We start from the raw sequence: 18492 nt of genomic DNA on the forward strand, positions 1-18492 counted from the left end.
ATGTTGACGTGCCTGCCTGGCGTTCTCAGCAAGGATGATGTGGCGGATTTCCGCCGCATCATGGACGCCAGCGCATGGGAGGACGGCCGGTCGACTGCCGGTGCGCAGTCGGCGATGGTCAAGCGCAACGAGCAATTGCCGCCCGACAGCGAGGTCGCGCGCAAGCTCGGCAACCGTATCATCTCGGCGCTGACGTCGAACCCGCGCTTCATCGCGGCGGCAATTCCGCTCCAGATCTTCCCGCCGCTGTTCAACCGCTATGCGGCGGATAGCGGCCACCATTTCGGCCTGCATGTCGACAATGCGATCCGCGGCGACCGTCTGACCGGCCTTCGCATCCGCACGGACCTCTCGGTGACGCTGTTCCTCGCCGAGCCGGAAGAGTACGACGGTGGCGAACTTGTGATCGAGGACACTTACGGCTCGCACGAAGTCAAGTTGCCAGCCGGCGACTGCGTGCTCTATCCCTCGACCAGCCTCCACCTCGTCACGCCGGTGACCAGGGGAACACGGGTTGCGTCTTTCTTCTGGCTTCAGAGCATGATACGGGACGATCAAGCCCGCACCATGATCTTCGACCTCGACACCGCGATTCAGGCGCTGGTGGACCGGCTCGGGCGTGACGATCCCGAAACGGTCAAATTGACGGGTATCTATCACAACCTCATTCGCTACTGGGCCGAAGTATGAAGACCATGACCTTCCAAGCAAGCCTTGCCGCAGCTTTGATGCTGACGGCCGCCTGGCTCGCATCCCCCGTTTCGGCCCAGACGCAACCCCCCTCGGCACCGGCGCAGTCGACGGCTCAGCCGGCCCCAGTCGCTCCGGCTCCGGCGGCGCCCGCGGCCACCGCGCCTGCGGTCCCGGCGCCTTCGGCTTCGACGGCGGTCACCCCGGTCGCTCCGACGGCGCCCTCAGCGGCCGCCTTTTCGACCACCGCGAAGCCTGATGCCAAGCCCGATGCGTCGGCCGGCATCGCGCCGGCGATGAAGGAATTGTCGCCCTGGGTGATGTTCATGTCGGCGGACGTCATCGTGAAGGCGGTGATGATCGGGCTCGCCTTCGCGTCGCTGATGACCTGGACCGTCTTCATCGCCAAGTCGATCGAGCTGTCGGTCGCATCCTCCAAGCTTCGCTCGGCGCTGAAGAAGGTTGCGGAGACGCGCTCCCTCGCCGAAGCGCAGATGGCGCTCGGAGCCAAGGAGGGTATCCTGCCGTCGTTCCTGACGGCGGCCCTGCGCGAGGCGCGGATGTCGGCCGGCCTGTCCAGCGACGCGGGGATCAAGGAGCGCGCAGCCTCCAGCTTTTCCGAGATCGTGCGCGCCGAGGCGCGGCGCATCCGCATCGGCATGGGCGTGCTCGCGACCATCGGCTCGACCTCGCCCTTCGTCGGCCTGTTCGGCACGGTCTGGGGCATCATGAACAGCTTCATCGGCATCTCGAAGTCGCAGACCACGAACCTCGCCGTCGTCGCGCCCGGCATCGCCGAAGCGCTGCTCGCCACCGCGATCGGCCTCGTCGCCGCGATCCCGGCCGTCATCATCTACAACCACTTCTCGCGCGTGACGAAGAGCTATCTCGAACTCGTCAGCCGTGCCTCGGGTGCCGCGGGGCGGCTGCTCTCGCGTGATCTCGACCGCAGCCACGGCAGCGTGCATTCGCGCGCAGCGGAGTGAGCCATGGGCGTTTCGCTCGCAGACAATGATGACGACGACGATTTCTCGGAGACGCATGACATCAACGTCACGCCGTTCATCGACGTCATCCTCGTGCTGCTCATCATCTTCATGGTCGCAGCTCCGCTCTCCACGGTCGACCTGCCGATCGATCTGCCGACGTCGAGCGCGACGCCGCAGAAGAAGCCGGATAAGCCGACCTATCTCAGCATCAAGCCCGATCTGACGCTTGCCCTCGGGGAGAACCCCGTTCACCGGGCCGAGTTGATCGGGACGCTCGACGGACTGTCCGACATGAGCAAGGATAAGTACGTGTTCCTGCGTGCCGACAAGTCGGTACCGTATGGGGAGTTGATGGGCGTCATGGAGCTCTTGCGTTCAGGCGGCTATACGCGGGTGAAGCTGGTGGCGCTGGAAGGCGCGCCGGGGGCGCCTGCGGCAGGCGCCGCTCAGCCTTAGAGGCCCGCTATGTCGGACGAACACAGACCATCCCGGAAGCTCTGGATCCTGGCGGCGGTGGCCGCGCTCGTGCTCCATTTGGGTGGTGCTGCGCTCGCGCTGGCTCATTTGCGCGCTGACGACGACGGCGACGGCCTGGGTGCGAACGGCGCGGAATTCGCCGTGGAGATGGCATCGCCCAAGGCGCCCGAAACAGATCTGCCGCCCGGGCCCGACAGCGAAGCAATGCAGGAGCAGCAGGCGCTTCCCGAGCAGAAGGCCGAGACCAAGGAGACGGAGCTTCCAAAGGACCAGTCGCAGCAGGTCGAGGATCCCGACCGCGTCGTGACCGAGAACAACGCGAAGAAGCCGACCGAAGACGATCCGAAAATTCAAGCGATCGAAACGCCGGCCGCCGAAGCCTCGCCGAAATCGGTTGCGACGGCACGGCAGACGCTCGAGGAGGACGCGCGCGAGGCCGAGAAGGCGCTGGCGCCCGTCATCGGCATCGGCAAGGACATCCTGAAGCTGACCGCCGACTGGAACCGGAAGATCAGCGCGCATTTGTCGCTGCACAAGATCAATCCGGAAGGCAAGCAGCCCAATAACCAGAAGGTCAAGGTGAGCTTCGCGATCAACCGGAAGGGCAACGTGCTGTCGGTGGATGTGGTGGAGTCATCAGGGGATTCAGCCTACGACGCGGCCGCGGTCTCGATCGTCCGCAAGTCGGATCCGATCCCGCAGCCGCCTGCCGGGCTGACCGAGGACCGGTTCGAGCGGACCGTCGATATCATCTTCACGCCGGCCGACGCGAAAAAGAAGAAGACCGCTCAGCGCCAGTAGAGCCGGATGCCGACATAGACGACGACTAGGCAGGCGAAGATCAGCGCCACCGGGAGCGGCCGTTTCTGGGTTCCAGCTGCCGCACCAGCCCCGAAAAAGCTGGTCGTCTTTGGCTTCGGCGCCGGACGGCGGAAAGCGGTAACATTGTCCGCTGCTGCTTCAGGGGGGCGAGGGCGGACGTCGGGTGCCGCCCCCGCACCGCCCATCTCGGCATAATAGGCCTTGTAGATCGCACCGATGGTCGCCTCGGTGGCTTCGCCCTCGCTCATCTGCGCCAGCAGGTTCTGGTAGCTCGCCAGAAACTCCTGGGCTTCCGGCGGCAGCGCGGACGCCCCGTTGAGCTTGGCCATCATCTTCCAGGTGGCAAAATCGGCGCGGGCGCGGGTATCCGCGCGTCGCGCGATCAGCATATCGGCAGCTTTGACCAAGTCGGCCTCTGGCCCTTCGGCTTAAAGTTCGGGTGGCTGTTCAACTACGCATTGCCGGTCAGGAAGAGAACAGCCTGAATCACATAACCGGTCAACGTTCGCAGTATTGCTGAAATAACATCAAGATTTAGACCGAACTGGGAACCTGCAAGAGGCAGCAGGATCAACAGGCCGATCAGGATCAGCATTCCGAACGGCTCGAGCCGGGCCAGCGGCATGGCGAGCGGGCGGGGCAACAGCCCGACCGCGACGCGCCCGCCATCGAGCGGCGGGATCGGCATCATGTTGAAGACCGCGAGGATGGCGTTGATGATGAGCCCATTCTTGAGGTTGTCGGCGACCCATTTCGCCGAGCTTGCGGGGACAAGGGGTAGGGCGTGGAAGGCGAGGGCCACTGCAAGCGCCAGCAGGATGTTGGTGACAGGCCCGGCCAGCGCCACCCAGACCATGTCCAGTTTGGGGTTGTTCAACTTGCGGAAGTTGACCGGCACCGGCTTGGCGTAGCCGAACAGGAACGGCGAGTGCGCGAACAGCAGCATCGCCGGCAGGATCACGGTGCCGAACGGGTCAATGTGGCGGAGCGGGTTGAAGCTGACGCGGCCGAGCTGCGAGGCCGTGTCGTCCCCGAGCCGGTCCGCGACGAAAGCGTGCGCGGCCTCATGGAAGGTGATGGCGAGCACGAGGGGAAGCACCCAGACGGAAAGGTCATAAAAGGAAATGTTCACGGCTCGTCCGTCCCGGTTTGCCAGCGCGCTTCGCAAAGCAGGCCGTATAGGGCCACAATCCTTCACGATCCACCGTTATATGGCGTCCAATTCCGAAATTGCCCGTTGCAAATGATCCGCCAGGTGGGCGCCTGCGGTCGACAGGTCGCGCGCGCGGTGGAGGCGGATCTCCGCCGCCGGCAACGGCGGCATGCCGTCACGATCGGACAGCGCACGTAGGCTCGGCGGCAAGGTCCCGGCCTTCACCACCGTCACTGCGAGACCTTGAGCCGCGATCGTCTCGACCGCTGCGAGCGTCCGGCTGACATAGGCGAGACGCCAGGGCATGTCCGCGGCGTCGAGCGCTTCTGCAGCCCATTGGCGAAACAGACAGCCCGGCGGGTAGAGCGCCATGGGAAGGGGACACTGCGCCGCGGTCCGATAGGATGGGGCGGCTGCCCAGACCGCCTGTTCGCGCCTCAATAACTCGCCATCGCCGCATCCTTGCGGATGCATGGCGATGACGAGGTCGTAGGCCTCGCCGAGCCGCGCCGGCATCGTCGCGGTCAGTCCCGTCTCGATCTCGACCCGGACCAGTGGATGGTGCCTGGCAAAGCTCGCCAGCAACGGCGGAATGACGAGGGTGCCGTAATCGTCCATCACGCCGAGGCGGACGACGGCGTCGGCCTTGCGTGCGCCGAGCGCGCCGACGGCCTCCGCATTGAGCGTGAGAATGCGCCGCGCATAAGTGCGCAACTCTTCGCCCGTCGCGGTCGGCATGACACCAGCCCTGGTGCGCTGAAACAGCTTGGTGCCAAGCCGCTCCTCCAGCCGCCTGATCTGGACGCTCACCGCCGATTGGGTGCGATTGAGCACATGGGCCGCGCGGGTGAACGAACGATGCTCGTCGACCGCGAGAAACGCCTTCAGCAGGTCGGGATCGAGATCGGGGGCGCTCATGACGAAAACTTATCCCAGCATCACGGAAATTCCATTCCCTGTTTCGGCGTGCCTCGTATGCTGCCTTCGAAGTATCGACGGGAGGAAGCGTGGGCGAAATCTCCGGCGTTCTGGCGGCCGTGCTGTCGAGCGGTCTTGGCGGCACCTCGATCGGCGCCACGCGCTATCTCGTGAGCAACCTCGATCCGCTGGCGATCGGTTCCTTCCGCTTCGGCATCGGCTTCCTCCTGCTGCTGCCCCTGACGCTGCTGCGCGGAGATCGCTGGCCACCGCGCGCGGACTGGGCCGCCGCGACCGGGCTCGGCATCCTGTTCTTCGCTTTGTTTCCGATCCTGTTCAACGCATCGCTGATCTTCACCACTGCCGCGCGCGGCGCGCTGGCCTTGTCGACACTTCCGCTGTTGTCGCTGGTGATCGGCGCTGCGCTTGGCGCTGAAGCCCTGACCTGGCGTAAATCGATCGGCGTCGTGATTGCAACCTGTGGCGTCGCGGTCGCGCTGCTCTCCGATCTGAGCTCGGCGCCATCGGGCGCCTGGCGCGGTGACCTCTTGATGATGGCGGCCGCACTGTGCATGGCACTGTATGGTATCTGGTCGAAGCCACTGATCCGGCGCTCCGGCCCGATCGCCTTCACCACCATGAGCATGGCCGCCGGCGCAGCCTGCCTCATCCTGCTCTCCTGGATCCGCGGCAGCTTTGCGCCGGTCGCGGGCTTCGGTGCACCGCAATGGATGGCGGCTCTCTATCTCGGTGCATTCGGCGCAGCGCTGACCTTCTATCTCTGGGCTTTCGCGCTGGAGCGGACGACGCCGACGCGTGTCGCGATCTCGGTGACGGTCAACCCGATCACGGCGTCGCTGGTCGGCGCTTGGCTGCTGAACGAGCCGTTGCGCTGGAATCTGGCGGCCGGGATCGTCGCGGTCTTTGGCGGGATCTGGATCGCGACGACACAGGGTCGGCGTGCGCCGACGGCAAGCGCGCCTGCGTCAGGCCAAGCCTGACATCACGCCGGGATCGTTCCCGGATATTGCGTCAAACCGTCGTCGAGCTTGAGCCAGGCGGGCTTTTCCGAGATCCAGATGTGCTCGGTCGGCGCAAAGGCGTTGCGATCGTCGAAAACGGAGAGGGACACGCCCGCCAGCGTACCATTGCGCCGCCACGCGAACAGGCGGGTGCCGCAGCGCTTGCAGAACACGCGGTCGATCGCCTCGGACGACGCATAGCGCTCCGTCTCGCCTTCGACGCTCAGCGCGCGCTGGTCGAACTGCGCGCGGGCAAAGAAGGGCGACCCCATCGCCTTCTGACACAGGCGGCAATGGCAGACGCGAACGTTGAGCGGCTCGCCCTCCGCCTTGAACCGCACCGCGCCGCACAGGCATCCGCCTTCCCGGATCATGGTGTCCTCAATAGGTTGCGCGTCCGCCGGAGATGTCGAACACCGCGCCGGTCGAGAACGCGCAGTCTTCGGATGCGAGCCAGGCCACCATCGCGGCGAGCTCTTCGACCAGCACGAAGCGCCCCTTCGGGATCTTCGACAGCATGAAGTCGATATGCTGCTGCGTCATCTGGTCGAAGATCGCGGTCTTCGCGGCCGCCGGCGTCACCGCGTTGACGAGGATGTCATGCGCAGCGAGCTCCTTGCCGAGCGACTTTGTCAGCGCGATCAAGCCGGCCTTGGACGCCGAATAGTGCGAGGCGTTCGGGTTGCCTTCCTTGCCGGCGATCGAGGCGATGTTCACGATGCGCCCGTATTTCTGCTTGAGCATCGCGGGCACGATGGCCTTGCAGACGATGAAGGGACCATCGAGGTTGATGCGCAGGACTTTCCGCCATTCCTCGAGATCGGTCTCCCAGACCGGCTTGTTGACGCCGGCGATGCCGGCGTTGTTGACGAGGATGTCGATCTTGCCGAATGCGGCGAGCGTCGCATCGCGCGCCTGCTCGACGGCCGCGGTGTCGGTGACATCGACCTTGAAGACCTTGGTCTCGCCACCGATCTCTTTCGCCGTCTTCTCGGCCAGCGCGGCGTCGAAATCCCAGATCGCGACCTTGGCGCCGGAGGCGGTGAGGCGCTCGGTGATGGCACGGCCAAAGCCTTGCGCGCCGCCGGTGACGATGGCGACGCGGCCGTTGAGGTCGATCTTGTTCATGCCGGGTGCCTCTGCGATCAGAGCATGTAGCCGCCGTCGACGACGAGGTCGACGCCGGTGGTGAAGGCGCTCTCGTCACTGCCGAGATAGACCGCCATCGATGCGATCTCGTCGGCGGTGCCGAGCCGGCCCATCTTCTGGCGGGAGATGAACATCTCCTTGCCTTGCGGTCCCTGTGCGGCAGCGCGGTCGAGCATCGAGGGCGTCTCGACCGTGCCGGGGCAGATCGAGTTGCAGCGGATGCCCTTGGTGATGAAGTCGAGCGCGACCGCACGCGACAGCAGCGACACTGCCGCCTTCGACGAGCTGTAGACGTAGCGGTTCGCCGGCGGCCGCAGCGCTGCGCAGGACGAGATGTTGACGATGCTGCCCCCGCCGCCCGCGATCATGTCGGGCAGGAAGGCCCTGATGGTCCGGTGCATCGACTTGACGTTGAGGTCGAACGAGAAATCAAAATCCTCTTCCGAGCACTCCAGGATGGTGCCGTGATGCACGAAGCCGGCCGCATTGAGCAGGATGTCAATCTTGCCGATACGCTTGGCAAAGGCGTTGACGTCGGCGGTGTTGCGCACGTCGAGCTTTGCGACCTCGGCGATGCCTTCCTTGGTCAGATCAGCGATACCGGCCTCGTTGATGTCGGTAGCGATGACGGTTGCGCCTTCACGCGCGAATGCGAGGGCGCATGCGCGCCCGATGCCGGCGGCTGCAGCCGTGACGACGGCGCGTTTGCCCTTGAGGCGGTCTGCCATGTTGTTTTCTCCTTGAATGGGTGCCGTCATTCCGAGGCGCGGCGCAGCCGCGAGCCCGGAATCCATAACCACGATCGGGAGTATGGATTCCGGGCCTGCGCCTTGCGGCGCATCCCGGAATGACAATCTTGGTTAGTGATTATCCCGCGCCACACCAAAGGTGCCGGCGACGTTCTGGTAGCGCGTGGCGAGCTCCATGCATGCGCCGGTCGATTGCTGGCCGACGGTGTTGCGATAGATCTCCTGCCACGGCGTCTGGTTCTGCGGATGCTTGAAGCCGCCATTGGCCTTGAGCTCGGCGTGACGCTTCTTCAGCTCCTCGTCCGAGATCAGGATGTTGGCGCTGCCCTTGTTGAGATCGACGCGGACCTTGTCGCCGGTCTTGAGGACCGCAAGCCCGCCATTGGCGGCAGCTTCCGGCGAGGCGTTCAGGATCGAGGGCGAGCCCGAGGTGCCGGACTGGCGGCCGTCGCCGATGCAGGGCAGGGACAGGATACCGCGTTTGATCAGCGCTGCCGGGGGCTGCATGTTCACGACCTCGGCTCCACCAGGATAGCCGATCGGCCCGGTGCCGCGGATGAACAGCACGCAGTGCTCGTCGATTTCGAGCGAGGCGTCGTCGATCCGCTCGTGATAGTCCTCCGGACCCTCGAACACGATGGCGCGGCCCTCGAATGCGTTGGGGTCTTTCGGATTGCTGAGATAGCGATCGCGGAATTCCTTGGAGATCACTGAGGTCTTCATGATCGCGGAATCGAACAGATTGCCCTTCAGCACCAGGAAGCCGGCGTCCTTCACCAGCGGCTTGTCGTAGGCCCAGATCACGTCGTTGTCGGGGACCGGCGCGTCCTTGCAGTTCTCGCCGATGCCGCGGCCGTTGACGGTGACGGCGTCCTCATGGATGCGCTTGTGCTTCATCAACTCGCGCACCACCGCAGGCACGCCGCCGGCGCGGTGGAATTCCTCGCCGAGATAGAAGCCGGCCGGCTGCATGTTGACCAGGAGCGGCACGTCGTGGCCGACCTTCTGCCAGTCCTCGATGGTGAGCTCGACGCCGATGTGGCGGGCCAGCGCGTTGATGTGGATCGGCGCGTTGGTCGAGCCGCCGATCGCCGAATTGATCACGATGCAGTTCTCGAACGCCTTGCGGGTCAGGATGTCCGAGGGCTTGAGGTCTTCCCACACCATCTCGACGGCGCGCTTGCCGGTCTCGTAGGCGATCTGGCCGCGCTCGCGGTAGGGCGCGGGGATCGCCGCGCAGCCCGGCAGCGAGAAGCCGAGCGCTTCGGCAAGACCGTTCATGGTCGAGGCGGTGCCCATGGTGTTGCAATGGCCGACCGACGGCGCCGACGAGGCCACGATCTCCATGAACTCTTCATAGTCGATCTCGCCCGCGGCGAGCCGCTCGCGCGACTTCCAGACGATGGTGCCCGAGCCGGTGCGTTCGCCGGCATGCCAGCCGTTGAGCATCGGGCCGCCCGACAGCACGATCGCGGGCAGGTTGACGGTCGCAGCCGCCATCATGCAGGCCGGCGTGGTCTTGTCGCAGCCGGTGGTGAGCACGACGCCGTCGAGCGGATAGCCGTAGAGGATCTCGACCAGGCCGAGATAGGCGAGGTTGCGGTCGAGCGCGGCGGTCGGGCGCTTGCCGGTCTCCTGGATCGGATGGGTCGGGAATTCCATCGCGATGCCGCCGGCCTCGCGGATGCCCTCGCGGATGCGATGGGCAAGCTCGATATGGTGGCGGTTGCAGGGAGAGAGGTCGTTGCCGGTCTGGGCGATGCCGATGATCGGCTTGCCGGACTGCAGCTCGGCACGGGTGAGGCCGTAATTGAGGTAGCGCTCCATGTAGAGCGCCGTCATGCCCGGATTATGCGGGTTGTTGAACCATTCCTGGGAGCGAAGGTGGCGTCGGGAGCCGTTGCCGGCGGGCGCATGCCCATTGGTCGGTTTTTTTGTCATTGGTTTCTCCTGCAATGCAAACGCACTGGCGTCCGTCCATTTACATCAAGTCTTGGGGTGTCGGCTTGTGCGATGCCCAACGGCGCGAATGACGGATCGCTGGCCCGCTGGCGGGTCGTTTCCTCACAAATGCGATACTAGTCATGGCTACTTGGTAACGCTACCATTTTGTTCGCCGTGCCCACGCCCGAGACAGTCGGCCGGCTGTCTGAATGGCGCGGCGACGAGCTTTGCCGCTCGATCACCCGGAAGCCGAGATCGAGCACCGGCTGCTCCGGGCGCCGTCCGTCGATCGCCTCGATCAGCATGGTGGCGGCCGTTTTGCCCATCTCGTAGCGGTTGGTGCGCACGCTGGTAAGGGTGGGGACGGCGGAGGCCATGAATTCGAGGTCGTTGAAGCCGACGATCGCGATCTGCTCGGGGACGGCGATCTCCCGGCGCCGGCATTCGAACAGCACGCCGAGCGCAAGGTCGTCATTGGCACAGAACACCGCATCGAGATTCGGCTCGCGCGCCAGGAGATCGGTGAACAGCGCGCCGCCCAGCGTCACCGAGGTCGGTGTCGCCGTGGTGACGACGAGGCGCTGCTCGAACAGTGCGGCATCCTTCATCGCCGAGACATATCCGTCCAGCCGCCGCTGCACCCGCGGGTCCATGCGCGCACCGACGAAGCCGATCTTGCGGCGGCCCTGCTCGAACAGGTGCGCAACCGCTGCGCGGGCTGCATCATAGTGCGAAAAGCCGATCATCATGTCGACCGGGTCGGGGCCGATCTCCATGATCTGCACGATCGGGCAATCGGCGGCCTCCAGCATGGCGCGCGATTCCGTGGTCTGGTCGATGCCGGTGACGATCAGCCCGGCCGGCTTCTGCGCCAGAAACAGTCGCAGCAGCTTCTCTTCCTGGAGGATGCTGTAGCGCGTGTTGGACAGCTGGATCGAGTAACGGCTGCCTTCGGACGCGTCGTAGATGCCGCGCAGCACGTCCGAGAACACGTTGTTGGTGAGGGAGGGGATCAAGACACCGATCACCTCGGTGCGTTGCGAGGCCAGCGCGCGGGCCGCAAGGTTCGGCACATAGCCGAGCTCCTTGGCGGCGCTCTCGACCCGTGTCCGCTTGGCAACCGAGAGGGCCTCCGGATTACGGAAGAAGCGGGACGCCGTAATCGGGCTGACGCCGGCAAGCTCGGCGACTTCCGCCAGCCGGATCTTGCCTGACTTGGTGCGTTTTCGACCCATTTGCTGCTCTTAACACAGTCAGTCCCGCAAACAAAGGAACGTTGACAGCGCTACCAGCAACGACTAACCAAAGACAAATTGCCAAAACCGCACAAACTGCCGACAATGTTGCCCGCTAAGATCGGGCCGAGTTCGGTGAAGTCTGAAAAAACAAGACGGTCGCGGCGCTAGAGGCGCCGTGGACTTTCGAGGAGGGAGCTAGATGTCGTCTGTGCAAATCCGCGACGTGCGGAAATCGTTCGGCAATTTTGAAGTCCTGCACGGCGTGACTGTACCGATCGAGGACGGCCAGTTCGTCGTTCTGGTCGGCCCCTCCGGCTGCGGCAAGTCGACGCTTCTGCGCATGCTCGCCGGTCTCGAGAACATCACCTCCGGCACGATCTCGATCGGCGACCGCGTCGTCAACAATGTCCAGCCCAAGGAGCGGGACATTGCGATGGTCTTCCAGAACTACGCGCTCTATCCGCACATGACGGTCGCCGACAACATGGGCTTCTCGCTGAAGCTGCGGAATGCCGGCGCCGACGAGATCAACAAGCGCGTCAAGCGCGCCGCCGAGATCCTCGCGCTGTCGCCGCTGCTCGATCGCTATCCGCGCCAGCTCTCCGGCGGTCAGCGCCAGCGCGTCGCGATGGGCCGCGCCATCGTGCGTGACCCGCAGGTCTTCCTGTTCGACGAGCCCTTGTCCAATCTCGACGCCAAGCTGCGCGTCGCCATGCGCACCGAGATCAAGGAGCTGCACCAGCGGCTGAAGACGACGACCGTCTATGTCACCCACGACCAGATCGAAGCCATGACCATGGCCGACAAGATCGTCGTCATGCATGACGGCATCGTCGAGCAGATGGGCACGCCGCTGGAGCTCTATGACAAGCCCGACAACCAGTTCGTCGCCGGCTTCATCGGCTCGCCCGCGATGAACTTCCTGAAGGGGCATGTGCGCGTCAACGGCGTTGCGACCTTCGAGGGGCCGAACGGCGTCAAGCTGCCGCTCAAGACCGCGCCCGCGGCGTCCGACGGCCGTCCCGCGGTCTACGGCGTGCGGCCCGAGCATTTCACCATTGCCGACGACGGTGCCGAAGCCGAGATCATCGTGGTCGAGCCGACCGGCTCGGAGACGCAGGTGTTCGCCAAGATCGGCGGCGAGCAGGTCGTCGCGGTCTTCCGCGAACGCCACCAGTTCAACCCGGGCGACAAGGTCCGGCTGAAGCCCGACCCGTCACTGGTGCATCTGTTCGACGAGGCGACGGGAAAGCGCCTGAACGCGTAGCGTAAGTTTAAGTTAAGATAATAAAAAGCATCACAGGGAGGACGACATGCAAGACTTTACCCGCCGGACTCTGCTTCAAGGCGGAACGGCACTGGCTGCAACCGGCATGCTTACCGGGCCGGCACTGTTCGATTTCGCCAAGGCCTGGGCGCAGAGCGCGCCCTGGAAGGCGGAGCCCGGTGCCAAGCTGACCGTGATGCGGTGGAAGCGCTTCGTGCCGGCTGAGGACGATGCGTTCAACGCAATGGTCGCGGCGTTCAAGGCTGCCACCGGCACCGAGATGAACGTGTTCAGCGAATCCTTCGAGGACGTGCAACCGAAGGCCTCTGTTGCGGCCAATACCGGCTCCGGGCTCGATCTTGCCTGGGGCCTGCACACGTTGCCGCAGCTGTTCCCCACCAAAGTGCTGAAGATGAACGACGTTGCCGATTATCTCGGCAAGAAATACGGCGGCTGGACCGATGCGGCCGCCAAGACCTGCAAGCAAGGCAACGATTGGCTCGGCATTCCCGTCGCGACCAACGGCGGTTACATGACGTACCGCAAGTCGGCGCTCGACAAGGCGGGGTTCAAGGAATTCCCGAAGGACTTCCCCAGCTTCCTCGAGATGTGCAAGGCACTGAAGGCGAACAACACGCCGGCCGGCTTCGCTCTCGGGCACGCCTCGGGCGACGGCAATTCGTGGCTGCACTGGGTGCTGTGGGGCCACGGCGCCTACACGGTCGACCAGAACGACAAGATCATCATCAATTCGCCCGAGACGGCGAAGGCGCTGGAATATTGCAAGGCGCTGTACGAGGCCTTCATCCCGGGCACCGCGTCCTGGAACGATTCGTCTAACAACAAGGCGTTCCTCGCCGGCGAGCTCTATTGCACGGCGAACGGCATCTCGATCTACGTCGCCGCCAAGACCGATGCGAGCAAGAAGGAGCTCGCCGCGGACACCTATCACGCGCTCTGGCCGGTCGGACCGGTTGGCAAGCCGACCGAGCTGCAGCTTGCGCTGCCGATCCTCGCCTTCAACTTCACCAAATATCCGAACGCGGCGAAGGCCTTCGTCGCCTTCATGCTGGAGAAGGAGAACTACGAGAAGTGGCTGGACGGCGCGCAGGGCTATCTGACGCAGACCTTGAACGCTTATGAGTCGGCGCCGATCTGGACGGCGGATCCCAAGAACGCCGTGTTCGCGCAGGCGTCCAAGCGCACTCTACCGGCGGCCGGTATCGGCACCGTCGGCGAAAAGGCGGCGACGGCAATCGCCGACTTCATCGTCGTCGACATGTTCGCCAACTACTGCACCGGCACCAAGGATGCGAAGGGCGCGATGGCGGAAGCCGAGCGCCAGCTGAAGCGCATCTATCGCTGAGGGTCACTGAGCGGGCGGCAGTCGCGCCGCCCGCTCGTCAACATTTCGATCAGGGATATCGGGCATGGCTGATGTCGCAATTCCCCGGGCCAAGCCTCATATGAGCGAGGACAGCGCCTGGACCCAGCTCAAACACAATCGCAACTGGCTCGGCTTCTGGTTCATGGTGCCGGCCATGGCGTTCCTGATCTTCTTCCTGGCCTATCCGCTGGGGCTCGGCATCTGGCTGTCCTTCACGGACACCCGCATCGGCAGGGTTGGGCACTTTGTCGCCACCGAGAACTATGAGTGGCTGTGGGACGATTCCATCTTCTGGCTGTCGGTGTTCAACACGCTGCTCTACACCTTCGTCGCCAGCGCCCTCAAATTCGCGATTGGGCTTTATCTCGCGCTGCTGCTGAACGAGAACATGCCGTTCAAGGCGATGCTGCGCGCGATGGTCCTGATCCCCTTCATCGTGCCGACGGTGCTCTCGGCGCTGGCGTTCTGGTGGATCTTCGATTCGCAATTCTCCATCATCTCCTGGTCGCTGAGGCATCTCGGCATCATCGACCAGAACATCAACTTCCTCGGCGACACGACCTGGGCACGCATTTGCGTGATCTTCGCCAATATCTGGCGCGGCGTGCCGTTCGTGGCGATCACGCTGCTGGCGGGCCTGCAGACGGTGTCGCCCTCGCTCTATGAAGCCGCAACGCTCGACGGCGCCACGCGCTGGCAGAATTTCCGCTTCATCACCTATCCGCTGCTGACGCCGATCATCGCCGTCGTGATGACCTTCTCGGTGCTGTTCACCTTCACCGACTTCCAGCTGATCTGGGCGATGACGCGCGGCGGGCCCGTCAACGCCACCCATCTGATGGCGACATTGTCCTACCAGCGCGCGATCATCGCCGGGCAGCTGGGCGAGGGCGCCGCGATCTCGAGCGCCATGATCCCGTTCCTGCTCGCCGCAATTATGGTCTCGTGGTTCGGCCTCCAGCGCAGGAAATGGCAGCAGGGAGAGAACAATGACTGATCTGCCCACCAGGTCCGTTGATCTCAAGGCCGTGCTATCCGGATCCTCTCCGACGGTGGCGAAGGACGATCACAGCGAGGGCATGAGCTATCTGCAGTCGGTGCCGCGCCGGATGGTGACGCTGTACCTGCCGCTCGCGATCATCGTCATCGTTCTGCTGTTCCCGTTCTACTGGATGGCGCTGACCTCGGTGAAGCCGGACGAGCAGTTGCTCGATCTCGACAGGTACAACCCGTTCTGGACCTGGAATCCGACCTTCAAGCATTTCCACAAGCTGCTGTTCGAGAGCTACTACCCGTACTGGCTCTGGAACACGATGTACGTGGCCGTCTGCGCGACGGTGCTTTCGATCATCGCGTCGGTGCTGGCTGCCTACGCCATCGTGCGCTTGCGCTACAAGGGCGCCAATCTCGTCGGCGGGCTGATCTTCCTCGCTTATCTGGTGCCGCCGTCGATCCTGTTCATCCCGCTCGCCACCGTCGTGTTCCAGTACGGGTTGTTCGACTCGCCGCTGGCGTTGATCCTGACCTATCCGACCATCCTGATCCCGTTCTCGACCTGGCTGCTGATGGGCTATTTCAAGACCATCCCGTTCGAGCTCGAGGAATGCGCGCTGATCGACGGGGCGAGCCGCTGGCAGATCCTGGTCAAGATCGTTCTGCCGCTCGCAATCCCCGGCCTGATCTCGGCCTTCATCTTCTGCTTCACGCTGTGCTGGAACGAGTTCATCTACGCGTTGACCTTCCTGCAGTCGACCAGCAACAAGACGGTGCCGGTCGCGATCGTCAACGAGTTCGTGGACGGTGACATCTACCGCTGGGGTTCGCTGATGGCCGGAGCGTTGGCCGGCTCGCTGCCGCTCGTCATCCTTTACGCCTTCTTCGTGGAGCATTATGTGTCCGCGATGACCGGCGCCGTGAAGGAATAATCGCGGGGTCTGCCACGGAGCGCGCCGGAGGCTGCGCGCTCCGGCCAAAAACCAAGGAGTTAAGCTCTTGCACGTTCTGGTTCTGGGCGCCGCCGGCATGGTCGGCCGCAAATTGTGTGAACGGCTGTTGCGTGACGGCCGGCTCGGCAAGAGCGACATCACCAAGCTCACCATGCATGACGTGGTCGAGCCGAAGAAGCCCGAGAAGGCTGGTTTCCCCGTTGAGACCGTGTCTGGCGATTTCGCCGTGCCGGGCGCTGCCGAAAAGCTGATCGCCGGCCGCCCGGACGTGATTTTCCATCTCGCCGCGATCGTCTCGGGCGAGGCCGAGCTCGATTTCGACAAGGGTTACCGCATCAATCTCGATGGCACGCGAATGCTGCTCGATGCCATTCGGTTGGTCGGTGGCGGCTACAAGCCGCGCGTAGTGTTCACGTCCTCGATCGCGGTGTTCGGCGCGCCGTTCCCGGATGCGATCGGCGACGAGTTCTTCCACACCCCGCTGCTCAGCTACGGCGCGCAGAAGGCGATCGGCGAATTGCTGCTGGCCGACTATTCGCGCCGCGGCTTCCTCGACGGCATCGGCATCCGGCTGCCGACCATCTGCATCCGGCCCGGCCTGCCCAACAAGGCGGCATCGGGCTTCTTCTCCAACATCCTGCGCGAGCCGCTGGCCGGCAAGGAAGCGGTGCTCCCGGTTTCCGAGGATGTCCGCCACTGGCACGCCACGCCGCGCTCGGCGGTCGGATTCCTGCTGCACGCCGGCACCATGGATCTCGCCGCGGTGGGCCCGCGCCGCAATTTGACCATGCCGGGCCTGTCGGCGACGGTCGGCGAGCAGATCGCCGCCCTGAAGCGGGTTGCGGGCGAGAAGGTCGCCGCGCGCATCAAGCGCGAGCCCGATCCCTTCATCGTCGGCATCGTCGGCGGCTGGCCGCGCAATTTCAATGCGAAGCGGTCGCTCGAGCTCGGTTTCACCACCGCCGAGAAGACTTTCGACGATATCATCCGCATTCACATCGAAGACGAGCTCGGCGGCAACTTCGTCGCATGATCCCTGACTGAGCGGGCCCTGGTGATGGCGAGCGTTGCTTGCATCGGTGAATGCATGGTCGAGCTCAGACAGGCGCAAGGAAACGCGTCTGCCGGGCAAGGGCAGGGCGGCGGGCTGTATTCGCGCGGCTTCGGCGGTGACACCCTCAACACCGCGGTCTATCTGGCGCGGCTCGAGGTCAAGGTCGATTATCTCACCGCGCTCGGCGATGACGGCCTCAGCGACGAGATGATCGCGGCCTGGAACGCGGAGAATGTCGGTACAAGGCGTGTCGTGCGCCTGGCTGGCAAGCTGCCCGGCCTCTACATGATCCAGCTGGATGCGAAGGGCGAGCGCCAGTTCTTCCACTGGCGCGACAGCGCGGCGGCGCGCCAGCTGATGAGCCTGCCGGAGACCGATGAGCTCCTCAACTCGCTGATGAGCTACGACATCGTCTATCTCTCCGCGATCACGCTCTCGATCTACGATGCGCCCGGGCGCGAACGCCTGTTCGCGGCGATCAAGCGCGCGCGCCTGCTCGGCACCCGCTTCGTTTTCGACACCAATTTTCGCGCGCGGGGATGGCCGGACCGCGATGTCGCGCGCGAGGTGTTTGCGGCTGCTTTCGCCGCCGCCGACATCGTGTTGACCTCCACCGAGGATCTACTCGCGCTTTATCCCGGCGAGAGCAACGATCAGCTGATGGCGCGCATCCCGACGCCCGAGCTGGTGTTCCGGCTCGCCGAGCCCGTCAGCCTGCTGCGCTTCCCCGGTGCTACCCATGAGGTCCGCGCCGAACCGATGACCAAGCCCGTCGTCGACACCACGGCGGCCGGCGACAGCTTTGCCGCGGCCTATATCGCGGCCCGGCTCGCCGGTTCCGATCCGGTCGAGGCCGCCCAGGCTGGGCATCGCCTCGCCGGCGTCGTGATCTGCTATTCCGGCGCCATCATTCCGGGCTATGCCATGCCGCCGAAGAAACGACACCGGCCGGCGACCTCCCGCCAGGCGACCAAGTAAAGATCGAGACCCTATGACCACGACTGCCCAACAGAACCACCTCGCCGCGCTGTTCAAGGCGGCGACCGTCATTCCCGTCCTCACCATCGAGCGTATCCAGGATGCCGTGCCGCTGGCGCGCGCGCTGGTTGCCGGCGGCGTCCGCACGCTGGAGGTGACGATGCGCACCCCGGTTGCGATCGAGGCGGCGAGGGCGATGATGGCCGAAGTCCCGGAGGCGGTCGTCGGCATCGGCACGATCCTCAATCCGGCCGACTTCACCCGTGTCGAGAAGCTCGGCGTCGCCTTCGGCATCAGCCCCGGCCTGACCCCCGATCTCCTCAAGGCCGCCGCCCACAGCTCGCTGCCGTTCGCGCCGGGCATCGCCACGGCGTCCGAGCTGATGCTGGCGCTGTCGCACGGCCTCGACGTCGCAAAATTCTTCCCGGCCGAGCAGGCCGGCGGCATCAAGGGCCTGCGTTCGCTCGGCGGACCGTTCCCGAACGTGCGGTTCTGCCCGACCGGCGGCATCGGTGAGGCCAACGCGGCGAGCTGGCTCGCCGAGCCCAATGTGGTCGCGGTCGGCGGTTCCTGGCTGTGCCCGACGGCCGAGATCAGGGCCGGGAACTGGGCCGGCATAACTGCCATCTGCCAGCGCACCCTCAAGGCCCTGAAACCCGCGTGAAGTCTTGCCATCCCTGCGCTAAGACTTAGCTCAGGAAGAGAGACC

At 64.6% G+C, this 18492-nt stretch carries 20 protein-coding genes; 12 read left to right on the plus strand and 8 right to left on the minus strand.

Going from position 1 to position 18492, the window contains the following annotated elements; all coding sequences use genetic code 11:
- From RAD04_RS28355 to RAD04_RS28370, 4 genes are read left to right on the plus strand one after another with little or no spacing between them, the layout of a single operon-like run.
- Positions 1-690: a Fe2+-dependent dioxygenase gene (locus RAD04_RS28355; RefSeq protein ID WP_461626426.1), complete on the plus strand. Its 690-nt coding sequence runs from the start codon at positions 1-3 to the stop codon at positions 688-690.
- Complete coding sequence (gene exbB / locus RAD04_RS28360; protein WP_461626427.1) at positions 687-1676, plus strand: tonB-system energizer ExbB; 990 nt, start codon at positions 687-689, stop codon at positions 1674-1676. The genes RAD04_RS28355 and exbB overlap by 4 nt, the downstream gene beginning before the upstream one ends.
- A 3-nt stretch (positions 1677-1679) precedes the next feature.
- The gene (gene exbD, locus RAD04_RS28365) at positions 1680-2135 is read left to right on the plus strand and encodes a TonB system transport protein ExbD (protein ID WP_038970925.1); all 456 of its coding nucleotides are present in this window, start codon (positions 1680-1682) and stop codon (positions 2133-2135) included.
- A gap of 9 nt (positions 2136-2144) precedes the next feature.
- Complete coding sequence (locus RAD04_RS28370) at positions 2145-2957, plus strand: energy transducer TonB family protein (RefSeq protein WP_104463066.1); 813 nt, start codon at positions 2145-2147, stop codon at positions 2955-2957.
- Here the strand turns inward: RAD04_RS28370 and RAD04_RS28375 are convergent.
- The 3 genes from RAD04_RS28375 to RAD04_RS28385 all read right to left on the minus strand — a co-directional run bounded on the left by RAD04_RS28375 (position 2945) and on the right by RAD04_RS28385 (position 5049).
- Positions 2945-3367 (minus strand): hypothetical protein, encoded by a 423-nt coding sequence (locus RAD04_RS28375; protein WP_091955167.1) that lies wholly within the window; start codon positions 3365-3367, stop codon positions 2945-2947. The two genes, RAD04_RS28370 and RAD04_RS28375, sit on opposite strands and share 13 nt — an antisense overlap.
- 62 nt (positions 3368-3429) lie before the next feature.
- Positions 3430-4110, minus strand: a complete 681-nt coding sequence (locus tag RAD04_RS28380) for a site-2 protease family protein (protein ID WP_461626508.1) — start codon at positions 4108-4110, stop codon at positions 3430-3432.
- A 75-nt stretch (positions 4111-4185) separates the two neighbouring features.
- The gene (locus RAD04_RS28385; RefSeq protein ID WP_461626428.1) at positions 4186-5049 is read right to left on the minus strand and encodes a LysR family transcriptional regulator; all 864 of its coding nucleotides are present in this window, start codon (positions 5047-5049) and stop codon (positions 4186-4188) included.
- 89 nt (positions 5050-5138) lie between these two features.
- Between RAD04_RS28385 and RAD04_RS28390 the strand changes: the two genes are divergently transcribed.
- The gene (locus tag RAD04_RS28390) at positions 5139-6050 is read left to right on the plus strand and encodes a DMT family transporter (protein WP_461626429.1); all 912 of its coding nucleotides are present in this window, start codon (positions 5139-5141) and stop codon (positions 6048-6050) included.
- 2 nt (positions 6051-6052) lie between these two features.
- Here RAD04_RS28390 and RAD04_RS28395 read toward each other — a convergent pair whose 3' ends face one another.
- From RAD04_RS28395 to gntR, 5 genes are all read right to left on the minus strand, one after another.
- Positions 6053-6445 carry a GFA family protein gene (locus RAD04_RS28395; protein WP_461626430.1) on the minus strand — a complete coding sequence of 131 codons (393 nt, stop codon included), beginning with the start codon at positions 6443-6445 and terminating at the stop codon, positions 6053-6055.
- Between the two features lie 7 nt (positions 6446-6452).
- Positions 6453-7199, minus strand: a complete 747-nt coding sequence (locus tag RAD04_RS28400) for an SDR family NAD(P)-dependent oxidoreductase (RefSeq protein WP_461626431.1) — start codon at positions 7197-7199, stop codon at positions 6453-6455.
- A 17-nt stretch (positions 7200-7216) separates the two neighbouring features.
- On the minus strand, positions 7217-7948 hold the full coding sequence (locus RAD04_RS28405; protein WP_461618304.1) for an SDR family oxidoreductase: 732 nt from the start codon (positions 7946-7948) through the stop codon (positions 7217-7219).
- A 132-nt stretch (positions 7949-8080) separates the two neighbouring features.
- The gene (locus tag RAD04_RS28410) at positions 8081-9910 is read right to left on the minus strand and encodes an IlvD/Edd family dehydratase (RefSeq protein ID WP_461626432.1); all 1830 of its coding nucleotides are present in this window, start codon (positions 9908-9910) and stop codon (positions 8081-8083) included.
- 137 nt (positions 9911-10047) lie between these two features.
- Positions 10048-11148, minus strand: a complete 1101-nt coding sequence (gntR, locus tag RAD04_RS28415; RefSeq protein WP_092252602.1) for an HTH-type transcriptional regulator GntR — start codon at positions 11146-11148, stop codon at positions 10048-10050.
- A gap of 202 nt (positions 11149-11350) precedes the next feature.
- Between gntR and RAD04_RS28420 the strand changes: the two genes are divergently transcribed.
- From RAD04_RS28420 to eda, 7 genes are all read left to right on the plus strand, one after another.
- A complete protein-coding gene (locus RAD04_RS28420; protein WP_091954325.1) occupies positions 11351-12418 on the plus strand; it encodes an ABC transporter ATP-binding protein in 1068 nt (355 codons plus the stop codon).
- Between the two features lie 46 nt (positions 12419-12464).
- The gene (locus RAD04_RS28425; RefSeq protein WP_461626433.1) at positions 12465-13784 is read left to right on the plus strand and encodes an ABC transporter substrate-binding protein; all 1320 of its coding nucleotides are present in this window, start codon (positions 12465-12467) and stop codon (positions 13782-13784) included.
- 100 nt (positions 13785-13884) lie between these two features.
- Positions 13885-14802 (plus strand): carbohydrate ABC transporter permease, encoded by a 918-nt coding sequence (locus tag RAD04_RS28430; RefSeq protein WP_461626509.1) that lies wholly within the window; start codon positions 13885-13887, stop codon positions 14800-14802.
- A complete protein-coding gene (locus RAD04_RS28435) occupies positions 14795-15730 on the plus strand; it encodes a carbohydrate ABC transporter permease (protein ID WP_018319835.1) in 936 nt (311 codons plus the stop codon). The genes RAD04_RS28430 and RAD04_RS28435 overlap by 8 nt, the downstream gene beginning before the upstream one ends.
- A 67-nt stretch (positions 15731-15797) precedes the next feature.
- Positions 15798-16784, plus strand: a complete 987-nt coding sequence (gene denD, locus RAD04_RS28440) for a D-erythronate dehydrogenase (RefSeq protein ID WP_018319836.1) — start codon at positions 15798-15800, stop codon at positions 16782-16784.
- Positions 16785-16808: 24 nt separating this feature from the next.
- Positions 16809-17783: a sugar kinase gene (locus tag RAD04_RS28445; RefSeq protein ID WP_461626434.1), complete on the plus strand. Its 975-nt coding sequence runs from the start codon at positions 16809-16811 to the stop codon at positions 17781-17783.
- Positions 17784-17796: 13 nt separating this feature from the next.
- Entirely contained in the window at positions 17797-18447 is a 651-nt protein-coding gene (gene eda / locus RAD04_RS28450) for a bifunctional 4-hydroxy-2-oxoglutarate aldolase/2-dehydro-3-deoxy-phosphogluconate aldolase (RefSeq protein ID WP_092252610.1), read from the plus strand.
- Positions 18448-18492 lie beyond the last annotated feature (45 nt).

This window comes from Bradyrhizobium sp. 25ACV (assembly GCF_054863005.1).

Coding starts and splice junctions, on each gene's coding strand:
- RAD04_RS28355 (WP_461626426.1), top strand. CDS start 1: ATGTTGACGTGCCTGCCTGGCGTTCTCAGCAAGGATGATGTGGCGGAT.
- exbB (WP_461626427.1), top strand. CDS start 687: ATGAAGACCATGACCTTCCAAGCAAGCCTTGCCGCAGCTTTGATGCTG.
- exbD (WP_038970925.1), top strand. CDS start 1,680: ATGGGCGTTTCGCTCGCAGACAATGATGACGACGACGATTTCTCGGAG.
- RAD04_RS28370 (WP_104463066.1), top strand. CDS start 2,145: ATGTCGGACGAACACAGACCATCCCGGAAGCTCTGGATCCTGGCGGCG.
- RAD04_RS28375 (WP_091955167.1), bottom strand. CDS start 3,367: ATGCTGATCGCGCGACGCGCGGATACCCGCGCCCGCGCCGATTTTGCC.
- RAD04_RS28385 (WP_461626428.1), bottom strand. CDS start 5,049: ATGAGCGCCCCCGATCTCGATCCCGACCTGCTGAAGGCGTTTCTCGCG.
- RAD04_RS28395 (WP_461626430.1), bottom strand. CDS start 6,445: ATGATCCGGGAAGGCGGATGCCTGTGCGGCGCGGTGCGGTTCAAGGCG.
- RAD04_RS28400 (WP_461626431.1), bottom strand. CDS start 7,199: ATGAACAAGATCGACCTCAACGGCCGCGTCGCCATCGTCACCGGCGGC.
- RAD04_RS28405 (WP_461618304.1), bottom strand. CDS start 7,948: ATGGCAGACCGCCTCAAGGGCAAACGCGCCGTCGTCACGGCTGCAGCC.
- RAD04_RS28410 (WP_461626432.1), bottom strand. CDS start 9,910: ATGACAAAAAAACCGACCAATGGGCATGCGCCCGCCGGCAACGGCTCC.
- gntR (WP_092252602.1), bottom strand. CDS start 11,148: ATGGGTCGAAAACGCACCAAGTCAGGCAAGATCCGGCTGGCGGAAGTC.
- RAD04_RS28420 (WP_091954325.1), top strand. CDS start 11,351: ATGTCGTCTGTGCAAATCCGCGACGTGCGGAAATCGTTCGGCAATTTT.
- RAD04_RS28425 (WP_461626433.1), top strand. CDS start 12,465: ATGCAAGACTTTACCCGCCGGACTCTGCTTCAAGGCGGAACGGCACTG.
- RAD04_RS28430 (WP_461626509.1), top strand. CDS start 13,885: ATGAGCGAGGACAGCGCCTGGACCCAGCTCAAACACAATCGCAACTGG.
- RAD04_RS28435 (WP_018319835.1), top strand. CDS start 14,795: ATGACTGATCTGCCCACCAGGTCCGTTGATCTCAAGGCCGTGCTATCC.
- RAD04_RS28445 (WP_461626434.1), top strand. CDS start 16,809: ATGGCGAGCGTTGCTTGCATCGGTGAATGCATGGTCGAGCTCAGACAG.
- eda (WP_092252610.1), top strand. CDS start 17,797: ATGACCACGACTGCCCAACAGAACCACCTCGCCGCGCTGTTCAAGGCG.